We start from the raw sequence: 20,363 nt of genomic DNA, 5'->3' as shown, positions 1-20,363 counted from the left end.
GTAAATTTCCCAGCGCTGTAACCCGCCACGCGACCCGCCCGAATGACGGAAGCCAATCCGGCATCCCCCATTCGGAGACCATCATGACCATCCTTCGCACCGGCGTCAGCTTCGCCGCAGCCGCCGCCGTCGTTGCCATCAGCGCCGCCGCTCCCACCGTTGCCGTGGCCAAGGGAGCCGCCGCCAAGGTCCATTGTTACGGCATCAACACCTGCAAGGGCACATCCGACTGCAAGACGGCGAAGAACGACTGCAAGGGCCAGAATGACTGCAAGGGCATGGGCTTCAAGGAACTCTCGTCCAAGCAGTGCAAGGCCGCCGGCGGCAGCCTGACCGCGCCCAACTGATCGCGCGACGGCCCGGCGGTGTCAGCGCCGTCGGGCCGGCTTTCTCTCTGACGTCCCCAAAAACATTGCTTCCCCGGCGAAGAGTGCCGGGTCGGATCGTCCCCCGGACGATCCTTGAACATGCGGGGCATGTTCAACCCGGCAATCTTCGCCGGGGAAGAAGACAAGGCGATATTACTGGAAGACCCTTCATGATCTCCCCTTTCTCCGGCTATGGCCTGGGCCTGCGCAAGCCGCATTATGCCGACTTTCTCGATCACCGTATCGGCGTCGATTTCGTCGAGGTGATCTCGGAGAATTTCATGGTCCCGGGGGGCCGGCCCCGGCAAATCCTTCGCGACGTCCGCGAGCGCTATCCGGTCGCGCTGCACGGCGTGTCGATGTCGGTCGGGTCGGCCGACGGGCTGGACGGGGCCTATCTCGCGCGGCTGCGGCAGCTGGTGGAAGAGATCGAGCCGTTGTTCGTCTCCGATCATCTGAGCTGGTCGCGGATCGAGGGGTTCAATTCCCACGACCTGTTGCCTTTGCCCTATACGGACGAAGCGCTCAGCCTCGTCGCGGCCAATATCGCCCGCGCGCAGGACACGCTGGGCCGCCCCATGCTGATCGAGAATCCGTCGACCTATATCGATTTTCCCGGCGCCGACATGACCGAGTGGCAGTTCCTTGATGCGCTGTGCGCGAGGACTGGCTGCGGGCTGCTGCTCGACGTCAACAATGTCTTCGTCAGCGCGACCAATCACGGGTTCGATCCGATCGCGTATCTCGATAGAATCCCCGCAGGCCGCGTCCGCCAGATCCATCTCGCCGGCCATAGCCAGGGCGCGGCGTTGTTGATCGACACGCACGACCGGCCGGTGCCGCCCTCGGTCTGGGATCTCTACGCCTATATCCTGCCGCGACTGGGTCCGGTGGCGACGATGATCGAGCGCGACGACGCCATTCCGCCGCTCGAGGAACTGCTCGCGGAGCTGGCCATCGCGCGGCGCATCGGCGGCCGGGCGCTGCAGGCAGCGGCATGAGCCTGCTAGACCTGCAGCGCGACATGCGCGCCTGGCTCGTCAGCGAAGACGAACCGGCCGCGGCCCGCCTCGGCACGGGTGTCGCGCCGGGGCTACGCGTCCATCAGAATAACTACCGCGCTCAGCTCGTCGCCTGCTTGGCCGACAGCTTTGCGCGGACACGTGACTGGATCGGCGCCGAGGCATTCGACGCAGCGGTCGCCACCCATATCGACCGCGTGCCGCCGAGCAGCTGGACGCTCGACGCCTATCCCGGCGATTTCCCGGCGACCCTCGCGTCGCTCTACCCCGACGACCCCGAGGTGACCGAGCTCGCCTGGATCGAGAATGCGCTCGGCGAAGCCTTTGTCGCCCACGACGCCACGCCGCTGACGCGCGGGGACCTCGCCGATATCGACTGGGACCGGGCAGTGCTCGCCTTCACGCCGACGCTCGATCTCGGCGCGCTGACCAGCAACGCCCCGGCGATCTGGTCGGCGCTGGCCGAAGGCGAGGCGCCGCCCGCAGCCGTGCTGCTGGCAGAACCGGGCGCGATTCTGGTCTGGCGGCAGGACCATGTGTCGCATTTCCGCGCGATCGATCAAGTGGAGCGTCAAGCGCTCCTCTGGGCGCGTGTCGGCTTGCCGTTCGCCGGTTTATGCGATCGCATGGTGGCGTCCTGGGGCGAAAGCGACGGGATCGCCCGGGCGGGCGGCATGCTCGGCCAATGGATCGCCGATGGATTGATCGTCGGGTGGCGTTTCACGGCGACCTGAGCCGGCTGCCACCGCTTCCAAGGGCGCGGCTCCGGCCAGCGTTGCCTCGGCGATTGACGCCACTGGCCGGCCCCGCGACAACCCCTATGGCCCGTTAACTGCTTCTTGACGTCTGCGGTGGCATTCCTCCCCCTCGAACAGTGGGAGTTGATGGGGCACATGCGCGTTCTCGCGATGGCATCGCAAAAAGGCGGATCCGGCAAGACCACTTTGTCGGGGCATCTGGCCGTTCAGGCGCAACTGGCGGGCGCTGGCCCGGTCGTGCTGATCGATATCGATCCCCAGGGGTCCCTGTCCGATTGGTGGAACGAACGGCACAGCGAATTTCCGGCCTTTGCCCAGACCACCGTCGCGCGGCTTGCCGCCGATCTGGAGGTGCTGCGTCAGCAGGGCTTCCGCCTGGCGATGATCGACACGCCGCCGGCGATCACCATGGCGATCCAGAGCGTGATCGCGGTGGCCGAGCTGATCGTCATCCCGACCCGCCCTTCGCCGCACGATCTGCGCGCCGTCGGCGCCACGGTCGATCTGTGCGAGCGCGCCGGCAAGCCGTTGCTGTTCGTGGTCAACGGCGCGACGCCCAAGGCCAAGATCACTTCCGAAGCCGCCGTCGCGCTGTCGCAGCACGGCACGGTCGCGCCGATCACCGTCCATCACCGCACGGATTTCGCCGCATCGATGATCGATGGGCGCACGGTCATGGAAGTGGATGGCAATGGCCGGTCGAGCCAGGAGATCCAGCAGCTCTGGACCTATATCTCGGACCGACTGGAGCGGAATTTCCGCCGCACCGTCTTCTCGGCGCCGACCACGCAGAATGGCTATGCGTCGCAGCGTCCGGCAGCTGGCGGTTTCGGCCGCCGCGTGGTGGGGTGAGAGGATGACGATGTTAGGGCAGTCCAAGCCGTTCGCTTCGCTCTCGTCGACGCTGCTCGCCCGCAAGGGCCAGGCACGTCCCGCCATGCGGCCCCAGGGTTTTGGCGGCTTCGGCGCCATTCCGGCGCCGCACGACGATCTCGGCTGGAACGACATGGGAGAACCGGACGGCCATGGCGCCGAGCCCTATGCCCCGCCCGCCATCGTGCCGCCCGTGCTGCGTCAGCGCGAGGCGCTGCAGGAGGAATTCGAGGCACCGCAGGTCGCGCGGTGGCCAGCGACCGAGCTTGGCTCTCACGAGTCCGAACCGGCGTTTGAGGCTGTGCGTGACGAGGCGGAGTCAGCTTCTATTCCCGACCCGGAAGCCGAGCCCGAGCCCGAATTCGAGTCGGCCTCGCTGCTCGCGATCCGGGTCGCCAAACCAGTGCCGGCACCCGTTGCCGTATCGGCGGCCGTCGTCGCCCGGATCGGGCATGAGGCGCAGGCCAAGGCCGGCAAGGCCGCCTTCACGCTGCGGCTCGACCATGGCCGGCATCTGCGCCTGCGCCTTGCGAGCGCGCTGCACAATTGCTCCGCTCAGGTCCTGGTGACTCAGGCGCTGGACTCGTTCCTGCAATCCCTGCCCGAGGTGGAAGAGCTGGCCAGCCAGCTGCCGCCCCGCGCGACACGCTGAATTGAAGTTGGGGGAGTTCCGATGAAGACCCGGGCGATCGTCACTCTTGGGCTCACCGCGCTTGTCGGCTGCGGTGCGCTGGCCGGCATCACTTCGCATGGCGGCATCGCTTTCGCCAGCGCGCGCGACGAATCGCGTGCCGAGCGCAAGGCGGCGTCGGAAGCGGGCAAGGCGCGCGCGGCGCTGAACCGGGGCAAGACCGGGCAGGCGGTATTCCATGCCGAAGCCGCTGTCGGGTTGCGCCCGCAGGTCGCGGGCTTTCGCGCGCTGCTAGCCGAAAGCTATTTGCGCGCCGGCCGGTTCGATTCCGCGCGCCAGGCCTTTGCCGACGCGACGACGCTCGATCCCGGCAACGGCAAGCTGTCGCTCAACCTCGCGCTGGCGCAGATCGCCACGGGCGACTGGGGCACGGCGCGTCAGACGCTCGACACTCACAAGGACATCATCCCGGTCAGCGACCGCGGGCTGGCAATGGCGCTGGCCGGCGATCCCGCCGGCGCGGTCGACGTGCTGAATGTCGCGGTGCGCTCGCCCGGCGCCGATTCCAAGACACGGCAGAATTTCGCGCTCAGCCTTGCGCTGGCCGGCCGCTGGCAGGAAGCGAAGACGATGGCGTCCTTCGATCTCGCACCCGACCAGATCGATCAGCGCATGCTGCAATGGGCCGCATTCGCGCGCCCGACATCGGCCTATGATCAGGTCGCCGCGCTGCTCGGCGTCAGGGCGGTGATGGATCCCGGCCAGCCGGTGGCGCTCGCGCTCAACCGTTCGATGCCGGGCACCGCGCTGGCCGCCGCAGCCCCGGTCGACGCGTTCACGCCCAGCCAGGCGGACAAGGCGCCTCAGGCAGCTCAAGACGTGCCCGCCGCGGCCGTGGCGGTTGCCGCGATGCCCGTCGACGCCGCCCCGGCGGCCAAGCCCGCCTTTGCCAATGTCGTGTTCGGCCCGCGCGAGGAAATCGTTCAGCGCCTCCCGGCGACCAGGCTCGCCTCGCGGCCCGTTCGTATCGCGAGCGTGAAGGCGAAGCCGGTCGTGGCAGCGGTGACGCGTGCGCCGGCGAAGGGTAATTATTTCGTCCAGCTCGGCGCATATCAGAACGCCGCCGTGGCGAAGGATGCCTGGGGACGGGCAGTCCGCGGCAATGCGACCTTTGCCGGGCAGATGCCGTCGGGCGTGAGCATCACATCGGGTGCCGGCAGCCTCTACCGCCTCTCGGTCGGCGGCTTCGCCCGCGCCGAGGCCGACGCGTTGTGCCGGCGCTTCAAGGCCAGGGGCGGCACCTGCTTCGTCCGCGTCCAGGCCGGCGATCAGGTGGCGTCCTGGGCGCGTCCCGCCGGCCGGCAGATCGCGTCGCGCTGAGCCTCAGGCTGGTGTTGCGCCGTTCCCGGTTGCGCCGGGAAATCCGCGCAGACTCTGCATAAAGACCGGCCATGCCGGCTCGTCCGCCAGCAGCATATGGTTCTCGCTGTCGCAGGACAGCAGCCGCGCGTCCGGGATCAATCGCGCCATTTCCTCGGCGCAGGCGTGCGGGATGATGCGGTCGCCCCGGCTGTGCGCGATCAACGTCTCGGCGGTGATCGCGCCGAGCTCGCCGCGCAGGTCGAGCGAGCGGAAGACATCCTGCAGCGATTCGTTCAGGCCCATGATCGTGCCGAGCCGATCGTTGAACCAGTCGATCATCGCGCCGCGCGCATCGGGCCAGTAGAGCGCCCCGAGCATGCGCCCGAACACCTCCCGGCCGCCGTCGCGGTAGATGCGGCCCATGTCGAGCAAGGACTTGCGCCGCTTGATCTCCTCGGGATCGCCGCGCACCTCGAAGCCCGCGGCATAGCCGCCATACAGTATCATGCGGCGCACGCGCGCCGGGTGGCGCGCGGCATAAGCGAGCGCGACCAGTGATCCATGCGACAGGCCGAACAGGTCGAACCGGTCAACGCCCGATGCGTCGACCACCGCCGCGAAATCCTCGAGCAGCGCGTCGAACGTCCAGCGCGGCGGATCGCGGTCCGACCGGCCCACGCCGCGCAGGTCGCTGCGGATCAGCCGCCGGCCCCGGCGTGCCTCGCTGACCCAATGCTGCCAGGCGACCGAGGCGCGATCCTCCTCGATCTGGTGGAACCACACCGCCGGCTGGAGCAACGGGAAGCCTTCGCCCATGTCCGACCAGCCGATGCGCGTGCCGTCGGGCGAGGTGCAGACGGCGATCCTTTCCTCCGCCTTCGCGGCGGCGGATGGCGCCGCCGGGTCGCTGTCGCCGGCACTCCCGGCTTGTGCCAGCCTGCGCCGCCACACGCCGGGCGGATCGCCATATTCGCGCTTGAAGGCGCGGGTAAAGGCTGCCTCGGAATTGAAGCCGACATCATAGGCGATATTGGTGCTGCTTGCTCGGCCGTCGCGCAGCATGTTCGCCGCGACGCGCATGCGCCAGCGCGCGCAATAGCGCATCGGTGCCTCGCCGATCAGCGCGGTGAAGCGGTCGGCAAAGGCGGAGCGCGACATGCCGACCTCCCGCGCCATGCCGGTCACGTCGAGCGCCTCGGCATAGCGATTGTGGATGATCGACAGCGCCCTGGCGACGCCTGGGTCGCGCAGGCCGGTGAGCCATCCCCCTTCTCCCTCGGGCAGGCCCTCGATGTAGCGGCGCACCGCCTCGCCGAACAGCAGCTCGGTCAGACGCGCGACGACCATCGGGGGCGCTCCGGCATATTGCTCCGCGGCGAAGCGGAGCGAGCTTTCGAGCCAGTCCTTGGTGGAAGGGTCGCCGGCGTGAATCAGCATCATGCTGGGCAGGCTCTGGATCAGCGCATTCTCGGGCGAGCTGCTGCCCAGAAAGCCGCAGTAGAGCATGGTCTGGTCGCCGTTGCCTGCGACGCGGATTCGAGCGGGCTCCCCGCTCGGCCCCGGCTCGATCAGATCCTCGGACGCGACTGGCGGCAGCCCCGGTTCGGAATAGAGCAGGTGCCGGTCGTTGCGCGGCAGCAGGATGACGCATCCGGCCTCGGCCTCCACCGGCGGCTCGCCCGGAACCTCCACCCAGATCCGGCCCGACCGGACATAATGATAGGCAATCACATGCGCCGGTTCGGCAAAATAGGCCGCGCAATGTTCCTTGGTGAACTGGGATGCAAGGCAGGACGGCCCGCCGAGCTCGGCGTCGATCACGACGCCGCCGCTCAGGCGCATCGACGACAATATGTCGGCCAGTACATCCATCGCCGGATTGTCCTCTTTTCCGGCGTTTCGATCAATTGTTTCGGTTGCGCGATCATTCAGCTCAGGGCCGAACCGGCCTAATTCGCCGTCAACGATAAGAAACCTGGTCGCATTTTTTAGGGCACCCCCCGCCCGCATCCAGGAGAACAAAAGACAATGAACATCATTCCCCCGCCCGACGTGACGAAATTGCTGTTCGTCACCTGCGGCACGCTGATTTGCGGCGGCTTCACGCTGGCGCTGGCGCTCACGCCCTTCGGCATCGCCTGACCCTTCACGGAGATTTTCCATGTATCGCGACTTTACCTACGCGGAGGTGCTTGCCTCCTCGGAGCGCGCCGGCTGGCGCCTCGACGACGTGCTCGGGCCGGACGACCGGCTCGACTTCACCGCCCGGTTCATGCCCGAAGCCCTGGCACGAACCGATGCGGCCCCTGGCCTCGACGCGGCGGAGCGCACGCTGCTCAACCAGATCAGCGGCCATCAATATCTCAGCCTGTTCGGCGTGATCGAGGAGTTCATCCTCCCGTTCGTGCTCGATCATGTCCGGCCGCTGCTCGATGCGGACGATTACCGCGTCCGCGCGCTGCTCCAGTTCGCCGGCGAGGAGGCGAAGCATATCCAGCTCTTCCGGCGATTCCAGGAAGCCTATGCGGCCGGGTTCGGCACGCCCTGCCAGGTGATCGGCCCGGCCGAGGCGATCGCGGCGGAGGTGCTGCGGCACGATCCGCTCGCGGTGGCGCTGGCCATCCTGCACATCGAATGGATGACGCAGAACCATTATCTGGACAGCGTCCGCGACGATGCCGGGCTCGATCCTTTGTTCAAGAGCCTGTTGCGGCATCACTGGATGGAGGAATGCCAGCACGCCAAGGTCGACACCCTGATGGTGGAGGCACTGGCCGATGGCCGCGACGATGGCGCGATCGTCGCCGCGGCGGGCGAATATCTCGAAATCGTCGCCTTTATCGACGGCGGGCTCGGACAGCAGGCGGCGTTCAACGTCGCCGCGCTGGAGCAGGCGACCGGCCGCCCGGTCATCGACGGCATGGCGCTGATCGCGCAGCAGCACCAGGCGGCGCGCTGGACCTATCTCGGTTCGGGCATGGCGCATCCGCAGTTCGTCGGCACGCTTCAGGCGATTTCGCCCGCCGCGCTCGCGCTGGTGAATGCCGCCGCGCCGCAATTCAACTGATCATCAACCAAGGAGAATTCCCATGCTGGACATGGTTTCGAACAAGAACATCAACGACATCGATCTGACCGCGCTGGGCGAGGTCGTCGAGGCGATCCAGGCGGAGCCCGCTCGGGCCAAGGCCGGCTTCCACGTCACCAGCCGGTGGACGGGGCAGACCCGCAGCGAAACGACCGTCGAGGAAATTACCCTGGGCGGCGAGCGGATCGCGCGCGATTTCCGGATCGTGGCGGACGAGCCAACCGAATTGCTCGGCACCAACACCGCACCGAACCCGCAGGAACTGCTGATGGCGGCGGTCAACGCGTGCATGATGGTCGGCTATGTCGCCGGCGCTTCGATCGCCGGGATCGAGCTCGACCAGCTCGAGATCGAGACGCGGGGCGAGCTCGACCTGCGCGGCTTCCTCGGGCTGAGCGACTCGGTGCCCGCCGGATACCGGACGATCGATTATGACGTGCGGATCAAGGGCAATGGGACGCCCGAACAGTTCGCGGCGATCCACGAAACGGTGATGGCGACCTCGCCGAACTATTTCAACATGAGCCGCCCGATCCAGATGAACGGCCGTCTGGTCGTCGGCTAGGCGTTCGGTTCATGCCAAACGGGGAGGCCCTTCCGCCGGCAGGCGGGAGGGCCTTTGCGCGTATCCAACGAGACTTGTTGCGCGGAATCACTCTCCCCGTTCGGGCTGAGCTTGTCGAAGTCCTGCTCTTCCCTTCTCCGGAAGAAAGAACAGCCCTTCGACAAGCTCAGGGCGAACGGAGGTGGGGGATCAATCGAGCTTAAAAATGTTCTAGCGAAGCTCGCTGCCGCCCTTGAACAGGCGCAGCACCTTGCCCTGCACGGGCAGCTTGTCGAACGGCGTGTTGCCGGCCTTGGCGACCATGCGATCGGTGTCGATCTGCCACGGCGCTTCCCAGTCGAGCAGCATGAAATCGGCAGGCGCGCCTTGCGTAAGCGTGCCCGCTTCAAGCCCCAGCACCTTCGCCGGATTGGCCGCCAGCAGCGCGAACAGCCGGTCGATCCCGATCACGCCGTCACGCACCAGCCCGAGCGATAGTGCCAGCAGGGTCTCCGCACCGGCCATGCCCGCCGAGGAATCGGCGAAGGGCAGGCGCTTCTCCTCGGGCCCGCGCGGATCGTGGCTCGAGCACAACAGGTCGATCGTGCCGTCGGCCACCGCCGCGAGCGCTGCCTGGCGGTCGCTCTCGCTGCGCAGGGCGGGGGAGAGATGCGCGAAGGTGCGGAAATCGCTCATCGCATTGTCGGACAGGAACAGATGCGCCGGCGTAATGCCGCAGGTCACCGGCAGGCCGCGCGCCTTGGCGCGGCGGACCAGGTCGAAGCCGGCCGCGGTCGTCACCTGGCGGAAATGCAGCCGGGCGCCGGTTTCCTCGGCCAGGATCAGGTCGCGCGCGATGGCCAGCGCTTCGGCGGAAGCGGGCGCGGAAGGCAGGCCCAGGCGGGTCGCGGTCTCGCCTTCGGTCGCAGCCGCCGCGCCGACCAGCCCGGCATCCTCGGCATGCGTGATCACCGTCAGGTCGCAGTCGTGCGCATAGGCAAGCACGCGGCGCATCACGCCCGAATCGGCGATCCAGCGCCGTCCGGTCGCGACAGCGCGGGCGCCGGCATCGCGGGCGATCGCCATTTCGGCGAGGTCGGTGCCGGCCAGGCCGCGCGTCGCGGCGGCGATCGGGTGGACCCAGATGTCGGGCTTGCCCATGTCGGCGGCGCGCTGGATGATGCCGGGGTCGTCGAGCACCGGCGACTGATCGGGCATCAGCCCGACCCGCACGATGCCGCCCGCGCGGCAGGCGGCCTTGTCGACCGCGAAGACGCCGAGATCGATGATCGCAGGAGCGACGAGCACGGAGCGGCCAAGCGTGGCGCAATCGGTGAGGTCGGCGCCCGCGGGCGCGTGGCCGCCGATCGAGACGATCTTCTCGGCGTCGATCACCAATGTCGTTGGGCCGTCCGCCTGTGCGCTCACCAGCACGGCGTTGGAGAAGGCGCGGATCATGCCCAGCCCTCCACTTTCCGCGCTCGCCTCGTCAGCACATCCAGGCACGCCATGCGCACCGCGACGCCCATCTCGACCTGTTCGGTGATCGCCGATCGCTCGACATGGTCGGCGACGTTCGAATCGATCTCGACGCCGCGGTTCATCGGGCCGGGGTGCATCACCAGCGCATCGGGTCTGGCGCGCGCGAGCCGCTCCAGGGTCAGGCCGTAGCGCATATGATATTCGCGGGTGGACGGCACGAAGCCGCCCGACATGCGCTCGGTCTGCAGGCGCAGCATCATCACCACATCGGCACCGTCGAGCGCCGCGTCGAAATCGGTGAAGGGCGTCACGCCCATCCGCTCGATCGCGGCGGGCATCAGGGTCGAGGGCGCGCAGACCCGCACCTCGGCGGCGAGCGCGGTCAGCGAAAGGATGTTGGAGCGCGCGACCCGGCTGTGCAGCACGTCGCCGCAGATCACCACGCGCTGCCCCGCGACAGACCCGCGACGGCGGCGGATCGTCAAGGCGTCGAGCAGTGCCTGAGTCGGATGTTCATGGCTGCCGTCGCCGGCATTGAGCACCGGACAATCGACCTTGTCGGCGATCAGCCGCACCGCGCCCGAGCTCATATGGCGGATGACGATCACATCGGCGCGCATTGCGTTGAGCGTCATCGCCGTGTCGATCAGCGTCTCGCCCTTCTTCACCGAGGACTGGGCGGCATGCATGTTGACCACATCGGCGCCGAGCCTTTTGCCCGCGATCTCGAACGACAGCAGCGTGCGCGTGCTGTTCTCGAAAAAAGCGTTGATCTGGGTGAGACCTTCGAGCCTTTTGTCGCTCTTGGCGCGGCTGCGGTTCGCCTCGACCCACTGCTCCGATTCGTCGAGCAGGAACATGATCTCGTGCGGCTGCAATCCGTCGATCCCGGTCAGGTGCCGGTGCGGAAAGACGGCGCTGCCCTGGATGAGGGTCGCGGGGCGGTGATCTGATGCTGGCATTAAAGGGGTTCGGTAGCGAGGGGTGGGGCAGGGCGCAAGATGGCGCCACGCGGACAGGGGCCTGGAAAGAAACGTCCAGAGACCCGCATATTATGGCAGGATCGTCATTCGATCACGCCCCAAGGCAATGAAATATTGAGAGTTTCCACTTGGAGGCTGGCCCACTCCGCGAAACCATCCATTTGGTGGTGAATCCAGTTCGGCTTGGTACGCACGACATGAATTCCACGCGATCTATCGATCGTCCCGCGAGCACTCGGTTTAGGTGATCTGCGCTTGCCTGCTCGCTGCGCCGAAGGATATTGATACCAAGAATTCCGCCGCCGTTTAACTAACCATCGGTTCGCGAACGAGATAGCTGCCGCTCTTTGCCGCATAAGGCGGTAATTGTTTGCCATCCAAGGGGGCGCGCTCCGCATTACCATCAAGGCAGTCTGACCATGGGCAAATCCGCAATTGTCATAGTAATATCAATGGCTTGTGTCATATTGCCGGGAACGGTGTGGGCCGTATCTGACACATCAGCCGCTATTTCGGAGGCGTTGCGCCGGGCGGACAGGATCGAAATCCTCGTCATCAGGCCGGATCTGGAATCACCGGTTCGGATTAACCAAAATACGCTGAAATCCTATGCGTGTCATATCGAGTTGAGCCGAGGGACGCGCACCATGTCGGATTTCTCCCATGCATTATCGACTCGATCGATCCGCTATGAGTTTGGTCGGAACTCTGGTGGAGATTTGCGCATCGGCGTGATCATCTGGAAAGATGGTCAGATGATAAAGCAGATTTACTCAGCAGGGGTGGCGGGGGCCGATGGCAGAACAATCGCCGTCGTCGACGGTGGGGCCGCGACAATATCGAGCAGTCTCGGAGATGTGGTGCGTCACTATTTCCGATCTTACACGGGCCCGAAAATGCCTGCTCCGGGCTCAGCGCCTACCTGTCGGACATTATAGGTTGTTTGATGACCTGCGCGGGAGGATCGCGCAAATTGCAGACCCGATCAGCGTAAATATCCGTCGAGCCGATTGTTTGCGTCCAGTCGAGTATCGACGGCGCATCGCACAAGGTCATCCGGAGGACTCGACGCGCGCTTGGCTGGTTAACATGTAATGCACCAACGCACGGCTGAATGTGTCTCGACCTCAGGCACTTGCCGTGTAGGATCATGGTACATCCGGGTCGCGGGTCGGTGGGGAAACGAGTGACGAATGACGATGCGGGGGCGGCTTTTGGCCGGCTTGTGCCCGATGTGCGGTTCCATCTGCCGGCGCCTGAACTTCGTGATCTGATCACTGCCTATGTCATCGTCGAATCGACGTTGCCGCTCTGCGATTTCCTTCATCCCGAATGGGCGAATGTCCGGTTCGTGCTGTGGGGCGAATGGGAGATTCAGGATCTCGCCACCGGCGCGATGGTTCCGGCCTTCGCGCCGGCGCTGTTCGGCCCGACTGATCGCACCCGCCAGTTTTCGAGTCCCGCCGGCGGGCTGCTCGGCGTCGGGCTGACGCCATTGGGATGGGTCAGGCTGATCGGCGGTAATGCGGGCGCGGTCGCGAACAAGGTGGTGCCGCTCGGCGACGGATTCGGCATCGATGGTGTGGAACTGGCGGCCACGCTTCGCGCCTGTCCCGACGATGCGTGTCGCGTGGCGCTGCTCGACCGCACGCTCATTCGCCGCTCGCGGCATGGCGGCAAACAGAACCCGCTCGCGCTCAGGGCGCATGACGTGCTCGTCTCCGGCTCGGCGGCCGATGTCGCCGAATTCGCCGATCAGCTCGATGTTCAGCCGGCCAAGCTCAGCCGGCTGTGCCTGCGCGTGTTCGGCTTCACCCCCAAGCGCCTGCTGCGCCGCCAGAGGTTCCTGCGGACCCTGGGCGCGGTGCGTAATGCGCTGGATCAGCCGCTGACCGAGCTGATCGATCCCGCCTATTACGACCAGGCCCATTTCAACCGCGATTTCAAGGCGTTCATGGGCACGAGCCCGCGGGCCTATTTCAAGTCGCCGCGCGAGGTGTTGCGCCGCGCGATCGAGGAACGACTGCGCGTGGTCGGCGCGCCCGTCCAGGGGCTTCACCCGTCGAAACGGAACGGTGAGAATGAACCCTAGCGATTGAGAAAAGGTGCATTGAATACCTCCGTCATGCCGGACTTGTTCCGGCATCCATTTCCCCTCCCGCGCTGAAGGTATTCGTTGCGCGATGGTCCCCGGAACAAGTCCGGGGTGACGGTTGGGTAGGTCGGATTCTAGCCGCTCACCAGCGCGTCGATCGCGCCCTGCAGGATGTACGCCGCCGCCATCTTGTCGACCAGTTTCGCCCGTTTCGCACGGCTGGCATCCTGCTCGATCAGGGTGCGGGTAACCGCCTGAGTCGACCAGCGTTCGTCCTGGAGGAAGATCGGCAGGCCGAGATCCTCCATGTTACGGGCAAAGGCGCGGCTCGACTGGCTGCGCGGGCTCTCGCTGCCGTCGGTCAGGTTGAGCGGCAGGCCGATGACGATGCCCTTGACCTGCTGCTCGACGATCAGCGCGGCGAGCGCCGTCTTGTCCTTCTGGAACTTGGTGCGGCGGATCAGCAAGGCCGGGCTGGCGAAGCTCCACCCCGCATCGCACAGCGCTGTGCCGATCGTCTTGGTGCCGACGTCCAGCCCGATCAGGCGCCCGCCCGTCGGCAGCGCCTCGCGGAAGACGGCGCGGTCGGTGGTGATCATGAAAGGGCATACCCCAAACTGTCACCCTGAACTCGTCTCAGGATCCGTGCGCGGCCAGCTGCCTCAAGAGCGGCGCCGGTGGGGCAAGTGAACGCGTATGGATGCTGAAACAAGTTCAGCATGACGAGTGGAGGAATATCAGTCATTTTCGCGCCTTGAACGCCGCCAGCCGCCGCGCGGCATCGGCGCGGACATTGGCCCAGAACAGGCTGTAATCGTACACATGGTAATTGTTGCCCGGCAGCACATAGCTGCCGAGGTCGGGCGGCGTGCCGATCATCAGCAGCCCGCGTCCTTCGCACTGCGCCGGGACCTGGCCCGCCTGGATCGTCGCGGCACCCAGATCCTTGTCGGGCACCAGGGTGCCGAGATTGGCCGTCGCCGGCGCGGCTGCATTGGCCGTGCCGGTGATCGGGTTGGTGCAGACCATCGCGGTGCCCCGGCGCGGCGCGCCGGTGAAGCCGCTGGTCGCGTCATAGGCGTCGAGGATCAGCGCCGGATCGGCCGGCTCGGCGAAGCTCTGCCAGGAAAGGATGCAGCCGGCCTGGTTGGCCGCGGCGCATTCCGGCAGGCCCATGCGCGCCAGGTCGGCGGCCTTCGAGACCGGCCAGCCAACCACATAAGCCGCGACGATCCGCTTCGCGAGCGGCGTGCCGGCGATCCGCTCATGCAGCAGCCGGGTCAGATGGAGCGCGCCCTGGCTGTGGCCGGCAAGGATGATCGGGCGGTCGCCCGCCTCTTTCAGGAACTGGTCGAAGGCGGCGGCGACATCGCCATAAGCGAGATCCAGCGCCTTTTGCGCCTCGGCCTTGGTCGTCAGGAACGCGCCGAAGGTCGCCTGGCGGTAGCGCGGCGCCCAGATCGCGCCGGCCTCGTTGAAGGCGGTGGCCTGGGCGCGCAGGAACAGCTCGGCCCGGGCATTGGCGTCCACATCGTCGAGCGGCGCGTTCCAGCGCTGGCCGTTGAGGAAGGAGGTCGGGTGGATGAAGAATATCGCTGCCTCGGGCGCTGCGGCCGGCTGATACCCAGCAGGTGTCCATAGCGCGGGATTGCCGCGCTTGTCCGGCCGCGCGAACCACATCTTCGCATCGGCATAGGCGTTCGGCGCGACCGCGGGTTGGGCCTCGAACACGGCCTTCGGCACGAAGGTCCACCGCGTCATCTCGATGCCATACAGCCGGAAGACGAACAGGCCGGCGATTGCGAGCACGATCAGCACGGCGATCAGATAGAGGAATTTGCGGGCCATGGAGGGCCCGTGCCGCAGGATCGCGGCGCTTGCAATCGGCTTCGGCGGCGCGAGGCTGGCGGAACAACCTGATCGCGTACGGCGCCTTTTGGTTGCGCGCCTTGGCCGCGCTCTGCTAGCCGCGCGGCCATGTCCGTAGATATCGCAACCGTGAAGAAGATCGCGAGCCTTGCCCGCATCGCGATCACCGAGGAAGAGGCCGCGCGCATCGCGCCGGAGCTCGACAACATCATGGGCTGGATCGAGCAGCTCGGCGAGGTCGACACCTCGTCGGTCGAGCCGATGACCGCCGTCATCCCCAACCATCTGCGCCTGCGCGACGATGTCGTCACCGACGGCAATGTGCGTGATGCAGTGCTCTCCAACGCCCCGGCGGCGGAGCATGGCTTCTTCGCCGTGCCGAAGGTGATCGAATGATGATCGCAGATCAGCATTCGATCATCCCGGCGCAGGCCGGGATCCAGGAGTCAAAGGCATGACCGAGCTGACTGATCTGGGCGTCGCCGCGATCCGCGACGGCGTGCGAGAGGGCACCTTCTCGGCGCGCGAAGTGGCCGACGCGTTCGTCGCCAAGGTGAGCCAGGCCAAGGCGCTCAACGCTTTTCTGGTTGAAACGCCCGATCATGCCATCGCCGCCGCCGAGGCGGCCGACGCGGCCCGCGCGGCGGGCGAGACGCTCAAGCCGCTGGCCGGCGTGCCGATCGGCATGAAGGACCTGTTCTGCACCAAGGGCGTGGCCTCCACCGCGGCGAGCCATATCCTTGAGGGCTTCACGCCGCCCTACGAGTCCACCGTCTCCGGCAAGCTGTGGGATGCGGGCGCGGGCATGCTGGGCAAGCTCAACATGGACCAGTTCGCCATGGGCTCGTCCAACGAGACCAGCTATTTCGGCAACGTCATTTCGCCCTGGCGGCGTGCGGACGGCGGCAACGCGGCGCTCGCGCCGGGCGGTTCTTCCGGCGGCAGCTCGGCGGCGATCGCGGCGCGGCTCTGCCCGGCGGCGACCGGCACCGACACCGGCGGCTCGATCCGCCAGCCGGCCGCCTTCACCGGTATCTCCGGCATCAAGCCGACCTATGGCCGCTGCTCGCGCTGGGGCGTGGTGGCGTTCGCCTCGTCGCTCGACCAGGCCGGACCGATGGCGCGCGACGTGCGCGACTGCGCGATCATGCTGGAGGCGATGACCGGGTTCGATCCGAAGGATTCGACCTCGCTCGACCTGGAAGTGCCGAAATGGGAGGCGGGCCTGTCATCCAGCCTCGTCGGCAAGCGCATCGGCATCCCCAAGGAATATCGCGTCGACAGCATGCCGGCCGAGATCGAGGCGCTGTGGCAGCAGGGTATCGACTGGGCGCGGGACGCCGGCGCGGAGATCGTCGAGGTTTCGCTGCCGCATACGATTTATGCGCTCCCGGCCTATTACATCATCGCGCCGGCGGAGGCCTCATCCAACCTCGCCCGCTATGACGGCGTGCGCTATGGCCTGCGCGACCTGCCCGAGGGCGCCAACCTGCAGGACATGTATGCGGCAACCCGCGCCGCCGGTTTCGGCGACGAGGTGAAGCGCCGGATCATGATCGGCACCTATGTGCTCTCGGCCGGCTTCTACGACGCCTATTACACCCAGGCGCAGAAGGTCCGCACGCTCATCGCGCGCGATTTCGAGCGCGCCTGGGAAAGCTGCGACCTGCTGCTCACGCCGACCGCGCCGTCCGCGGCGTTCGCGCTGGGCGAAAAGACCGATCCGATCGCGATGTACTTGAACGACGTGTTCACCGTGCCCAGCTCGCTTGCCGGCCTGCCGGCGATGTCGGTGCCCGGCGGCCTCGACAAGGCGGGATTGCCGCTCGGCCTGCAGATCATCGGCAAGCCGCTCGACGAGCAGGGCGTGCTGAACGCAGGGCTGGCGCTGGAAGAACGCGCCGGCTTCGTCGCGCGGCCGGAGGCGTGGTGGTAGGATGGGGCTGCTGGTCGAATTACTGTTCGAACCGGCGCTCCATTTTGGCTGGCGATTGATCAAGTTTCTTTGTCGGGAGCCCGAGCCGCGACGGCGGCGATGGCCCGACCAGGACGAAAGCGAATGAAATGACTGAAGCCGCATACCGCATCCGTGGCGCCACCGGCGATTGGGAGGTCGTGGTCGGCCTCGAAGTCCATGCCCAGGTGACCTCCAACGCCAAGCTCTTCTCGGGCGCGGCGACGGCGTTCGGTGCCGAGCCCAACACCCAGGTGTCGCTGGTCGATGCCGCGATGCCCGGCATGCTGCCCGTGCCGAACCGGGAATGCATTCGCCAGGCGGTGCGCACCGGCATGGCGATCGACGCGCAGATCAACAAATGGTCGCGCTTCGACCGCAAGAACTACTTCTACGCCGATCTGCCGCAGGGTTATCAGATCAGCCAGCTCTACCATCCGCTGGTGGGCGAGGGCGCGATCGACATCAGCCTCGACGACAAGAACCCGGACGACGCGACCAAGCGCATCGGCGTGGAGCGCATCCATGTCGAGCAGGATGCCGGCAAGCTGATGCACGATCAGCATCCGACCCAGAGCTATGTCGACCTCAACCGGTCAGGCGTGGCGCTGATGGAGATCGTCAGCCGCCCGGACATGACCTCGCCGGCCGAGGCCGGGGCCTATCTGCGCAAGCTCCGCTCGATCCTGCGTTATGTCGGCTCGTGCGACGGCAATATGGAAGAAGGCTCGATGCGCGCCGACGTGAACGTCAGCGTGCGCAAGCCCGGCGATCCGCTCGGCACCCGCACCGAGACGAAGAACGTCAACTCGGTCCGCTTCGTCATGGCCGTGGTCGAGCAGGAAGCGCTCCGCCAGGTCACCGCGCTGGAGGCTGGCGAACGCATCGTCCAGGAAACGCGGCTTTACGACCCCGACAAGAATGTGACCCGGTCGATGCGCTCCAAGGAGGATGCGCACGATTACCGCTACTTCCCCGATCCCGACCTGTTGCCGCTCGAACTCGACGACGCGTTCCTCGAGGAATGCCATGCGAGCCTACCCGAGCTGCCCGACGCCAAGCGCCGCCGCTACGAAGCGCTGGGCATCACGCCTTATGCCGCTGCCGTGCTGACGGCTGAGGTCGAAGCGGCACGCTGGTTCGACGCCTTGCTGGAGACGGGTGCGAAGCCGGTCGCCGCGGCGAACTGGGTGACGTCGGAGTTGTTCGGCGCGCTCAACCGCATCGGCAAAGACATCGAGGAGTCGCCGGTCAGCCCGGCCCAGGCCGGCGAGCTGCTGGGCCTGGTCGCTGACGGCACCCTGTCGGGCACGCTCGCCAAGCAGGTGTTCGAGATCATGCTGGAGACGGGGCAGGGCGCCGGCGCGATCGTCGAGGAACGCGGCCTCAAACAGACCAGCGACACCGGCGCGATCGAGAAGGTCATCGCCGAAGTGATGGCCGCGAACGAGGACAAGGTCGCCGAATATCGCTCGGGCAAGGATAAATTGTTCGGCTTCTTCGTCGGCCAGACGATGAAGGCGATGGGCGGCAAGGCCAATCCCGGCGTGGTCAATGATCTGCTGAAGAAAGCGCTTTCCGGTTAGGAGCGCGCAAATATAAATTGCCTATTTCTAGGGGTAATTTCAGATCATTTCATTGGGCTTGCCGGTACGCTATTAATTGCAGGCGCAGCGACGGAGAAATCGTAGATCCTAGAAGTGCCATTGGCTCCGGTGAAGACGAAGGCATACTCTCCGGTTGCTAAGCCAGCTCCAAATGAAACTTCGTAAATTCCTTTTTCCTTTTCTTCACTATCAAAATGGATCGTGACCTTTGGATCGATTCCCTTTCGCATGAAAATGGGTGATCCACCATAGAAAGATGCCTTTCCAATAGAGATTTCGCGGCTTCCACTCTTCTCGCGGAATTTTATCAAACTGAATTCTTCCGGAGATTGTGCGGCAATTGAATTTTCTGTCCCAAAATCTGACACGTTTGGGTTAGACGTGTCAAAATAAAAGTAAAAGACGGGAGCAGTTGTCGGAATTTTTAATTGCCCTCCAACTCCCGGTACGACCATTTTGGCCACCAAGGGGAAAACGATACTGCCGTTCCCTGAAGTCTGCATGCCGCTCGATTTTGAAGGGCGCAAAATCTGAAGTTTGGCGGGGCCACTCCAATTCTGGAGCAAATAAATACCTGGGGAATGCTTTACGCGCGGGTCGGGTGAAATGTCGTTTCCGGCAACTCCGCGCTGCTGATCCAAGGTAGCGCACCGCCGCACCATTGCTGAAATGACATTGTCAGCAAGGCCCGTTTGTTTCAACACGATAAGTTGATCGGTTGATACATCATAATTACAGGGCGTGCTATTAATCTTGTCAATAATCACAATTTCCCCGAGCCCAGCTTTTGTCAATGCTACGATGGTGCCATTATCATTTGTCTGCGCCTCTGCGCTAATGGAAAAAAGTACGATAGCAAGAATAGAGCTGGAAATGAACTTCATGAGATATACCCCCCCCCCCGGGACCACCGATGGTCGGCAGTAACCGACCCACCACATTTGCTCAATATGATTCCCGTATCGAATAGGCAGATGGGGTACATCAATGCGCCATCGGCACGCAAAAGAACCGGCAGTAAACGCAACAAGGCGATGCAGAAGGGACACTGCAATCGTTTGAGGCAGGTCCGATAGTTTAGTGGCACCTAACCACCACTAAACATGGCAGACTCTACCGACGGATCTCTACCGCCCGATTCGGCGCTCTACTGCGTGTCGTCCTGGTTCTTCGTCACGCCGCCGGTGCCGCCGATGCCATCCGGAATGCCGGACGAGGTGAAGGCGTCGGGCTCGCGTCCGCCTTCGCCGCGTTCGACCGCGTCCTTGCGGGCATCGACGATCTGCTCGATGTCGCTGCGGTTGTCATTGTCCGCCTCGGGCGGGCTGTCGGGGTGCGGGTCTCGATCGGTCATGGGGTCGTCCTCTCAACGGAAATCGGTGCCGCCGACCGGCTGGCCGGGCGCGAAGCCCGGATCGCTGTCCGGCTGGGGCGCGGGCACGTCGATGTCGGGGGCATTGGGCCCAACCTCGGGCGGCGGTGCCTCGGGCTGCGCCGGCTGGCTCGGCTCGGGCGGCAATTCTTGTGGCGGGGTAGTGGCCATTGGCATTCTCCTCGACTACATAACGCGCTTGCACCGCGCCGGGTTGCTACGCCCGTGCGAGTTGCTATAGACGCCGCCGACCGGCGGTGTCCCATGCGGGCGTGGCGGAACTGGTAGACGCGCCTGGTTTAGGTCCAGGTATCGCAAGATGTGGGGGTTCGAGTCCCTTCGCCCGCACCAGTCT

The 20,363-nt window shown here is 65.5% G+C and carries 20 protein-coding genes and 1 tRNA gene; 13 read left to right on the top strand and 8 right to left on the bottom strand.

Annotation, left to right across the window (positions count from 1 at the left end):
* The first annotated feature begins 83 nt into the window (after positions 1–83).
* The 6 genes from bufA2 (at position 84) to ACZ1I5_RS10575 (ending at position 5,032) form a co-directional block, all read left to right on the top strand.
* On the top strand, positions 84–347 hold the full coding sequence (gene bufA2, locus ACZ1I5_RS10600) for a BufA2 family periplasmic bufferin-type metallophore (RefSeq protein WP_465173650.1): 264 nt from the start codon (positions 84–86) through the stop codon (positions 345–347).
* A gap of 191 nt (positions 348–538) precedes the next feature.
* Complete coding sequence (gene bufB / locus ACZ1I5_RS10595) at positions 539–1,369, top strand: MNIO family bufferin maturase (protein ID WP_465173649.1); 831 nt, start codon at positions 539–541, stop codon at positions 1,367–1,369.
* The gene (locus ACZ1I5_RS10590) at positions 1,366–2,124 is read left to right on the top strand and encodes an HvfC/BufC N-terminal domain-containing protein (RefSeq protein ID WP_465173648.1); all 759 of its coding nucleotides are present in this window, start codon (positions 1,366–1,368) and stop codon (positions 2,122–2,124) included. The genes bufB and ACZ1I5_RS10590 overlap by 4 nt, the downstream gene beginning before the upstream one ends.
* 159 nt (positions 2,125–2,283) lie before the next feature.
* Positions 2,284–3,000: an AAA family ATPase gene (locus ACZ1I5_RS10585; protein WP_465173941.1), complete on the top strand. Its 717-nt coding sequence runs from the start codon at positions 2,284–2,286 to the stop codon at positions 2,998–3,000.
* A gap of 4 nt (positions 3,001–3,004) precedes the next feature.
* Positions 3,005–3,673, top strand: a complete 669-nt coding sequence (locus ACZ1I5_RS10580) for a hypothetical protein (RefSeq protein WP_465173647.1) — start codon at positions 3,005–3,007, stop codon at positions 3,671–3,673.
* Between the two features lie 21 nt (positions 3,674–3,694).
* Positions 3,695–5,032: an SPOR domain-containing protein gene (locus ACZ1I5_RS10575; protein WP_465173646.1), complete on the top strand. Its 1,338-nt coding sequence runs from the start codon at positions 3,695–3,697 to the stop codon at positions 5,030–5,032.
* Positions 5,033–5,035: 3 nt separating this feature from the next.
* Here ACZ1I5_RS10575 and ACZ1I5_RS10570 read toward each other — a convergent pair whose 3' ends face one another.
* Positions 5,036–6,886, bottom strand: coding sequence for an alpha/beta fold hydrolase (locus ACZ1I5_RS10570; protein WP_465173645.1), 1,851 nt, complete (start codon positions 6,884–6,886; stop codon positions 5,036–5,038).
* 289 nt (positions 6,887–7,175) lie between these two features.
* Between ACZ1I5_RS10570 and ACZ1I5_RS10565 the strand changes: the two genes are divergently transcribed.
* Positions 7,176–8,081: a diiron oxygenase gene (locus tag ACZ1I5_RS10565; protein ID WP_465173644.1), complete on the top strand. Its 906-nt coding sequence runs from the start codon at positions 7,176–7,178 to the stop codon at positions 8,079–8,081.
* 22 nt (positions 8,082–8,103) lie between these two features.
* Positions 8,104–8,667: an OsmC family protein gene (locus ACZ1I5_RS10560; RefSeq protein ID WP_465173643.1), complete on the top strand. Its 564-nt coding sequence runs from the start codon at positions 8,104–8,106 to the stop codon at positions 8,665–8,667.
* A gap of 210 nt (positions 8,668–8,877) precedes the next feature.
* On the opposite strand, the gene ACZ1I5_RS10555 is transcribed toward ACZ1I5_RS10560, so the two are convergent.
* Positions 8,878–10,104, bottom strand: coding sequence for a dihydroorotase (locus ACZ1I5_RS10555; RefSeq protein WP_465173642.1), 1,227 nt, complete (start codon positions 10,102–10,104; stop codon positions 8,878–8,880).
* Positions 10,101–11,090: an aspartate carbamoyltransferase catalytic subunit gene (locus ACZ1I5_RS10550; protein WP_465173641.1), complete on the bottom strand. Its 990-nt coding sequence runs from the start codon at positions 11,088–11,090 to the stop codon at positions 10,101–10,103. Before ACZ1I5_RS10550 ends, ACZ1I5_RS10555 begins: the two co-directional genes overlap by 4 nt.
* Positions 11,091–12,297: 1,207 nt before the next feature.
* Here ACZ1I5_RS10550 and ACZ1I5_RS10545 point away from each other — a divergent pair.
* Positions 12,298–13,203, top strand: coding sequence for a helix-turn-helix domain-containing protein (locus tag ACZ1I5_RS10545; protein WP_465173640.1), 906 nt, complete (start codon positions 12,298–12,300; stop codon positions 13,201–13,203).
* Between the two features lie 137 nt (positions 13,204–13,340).
* Here ACZ1I5_RS10545 and ruvX read toward each other — a convergent pair whose 3' ends face one another.
* Positions 13,341–13,805, bottom strand: a complete 465-nt coding sequence (gene ruvX, locus ACZ1I5_RS10540; RefSeq protein ID WP_465173639.1) for a Holliday junction resolvase RuvX — start codon at positions 13,803–13,805, stop codon at positions 13,341–13,343.
* 142 nt (positions 13,806–13,947) lie between these two features.
* On the bottom strand, positions 13,948–15,054 hold the full coding sequence (locus tag ACZ1I5_RS10535) for a DUF3089 domain-containing protein (RefSeq protein ID WP_465173638.1): 1,107 nt from the start codon (positions 15,052–15,054) through the stop codon (positions 13,948–13,950).
* Between the two features lie 129 nt (positions 15,055–15,183).
* Between ACZ1I5_RS10535 and gatC the strand changes: the two genes are divergently transcribed.
* The 3 genes from gatC to gatB all read left to right on the top strand — a co-directional run bounded on the left by gatC (position 15,184) and on the right by gatB (position 18,615).
* On the top strand, positions 15,184–15,471 hold the full coding sequence (gene gatC / locus ACZ1I5_RS10530; protein ID WP_465173637.1) for an Asp-tRNA(Asn)/Glu-tRNA(Gln) amidotransferase subunit GatC: 288 nt from the start codon (positions 15,184–15,186) through the stop codon (positions 15,469–15,471).
* Between the two features lie 58 nt (positions 15,472–15,529).
* The gene (gene gatA, locus ACZ1I5_RS10525; protein ID WP_465173636.1) at positions 15,530–17,011 is read left to right on the top strand and encodes an Asp-tRNA(Asn)/Glu-tRNA(Gln) amidotransferase subunit GatA; all 1,482 of its coding nucleotides are present in this window, start codon (positions 15,530–15,532) and stop codon (positions 17,009–17,011) included.
* Between the two features lie 128 nt (positions 17,012–17,139).
* Complete coding sequence (gene gatB, locus ACZ1I5_RS10520) at positions 17,140–18,615, top strand: Asp-tRNA(Asn)/Glu-tRNA(Gln) amidotransferase subunit GatB (RefSeq protein WP_465173635.1); 1,476 nt, start codon at positions 17,140–17,142, stop codon at positions 18,613–18,615.
* Positions 18,616–18,659: 44 nt separating this feature from the next.
* Here the strand turns inward: gatB and ACZ1I5_RS10515 are convergent, their stop codons facing one another.
* From ACZ1I5_RS10515 to ACZ1I5_RS10505, 3 genes are all read right to left on the bottom strand, one after another.
* A complete protein-coding gene (locus tag ACZ1I5_RS10515) occupies positions 18,660–19,520 on the bottom strand; it encodes a hypothetical protein (protein WP_465173634.1) in 861 nt (286 codons plus the stop codon).
* A 263-nt stretch (positions 19,521–19,783) separates the two neighbouring features.
* Positions 19,784–19,990, bottom strand: coding sequence for a hypothetical protein (locus ACZ1I5_RS10510; protein WP_465173633.1), 207 nt, complete (start codon positions 19,988–19,990; stop codon positions 19,784–19,786).
* A 12-nt stretch (positions 19,991–20,002) separates the two neighbouring features.
* Positions 20,003–20,179 carry a hypothetical protein gene (locus tag ACZ1I5_RS10505; protein WP_465173632.1) on the bottom strand — a complete coding sequence of 59 codons (177 nt, stop codon included), beginning with the start codon at positions 20,177–20,179 and terminating at the stop codon, positions 20,003–20,005.
* Positions 20,180–20,274: 95 nt separating this feature from the next.
* On the opposite strand from ACZ1I5_RS10505, the gene ACZ1I5_RS10500 reads away from it, so the two are divergent.
* Positions 20,275–20,359, top strand: a tRNA-Leu gene (locus tag ACZ1I5_RS10500).
* Positions 20,360–20,363: the final 4 nt, after the last annotated feature.

Source organism: Sphingomonas sp. BL-S-30, from assembly GCF_055521475.1.
Note: the sequence above shows the minus strand (reverse complement) of the source record. Positions and strands in the feature narration are given on the sequence as shown.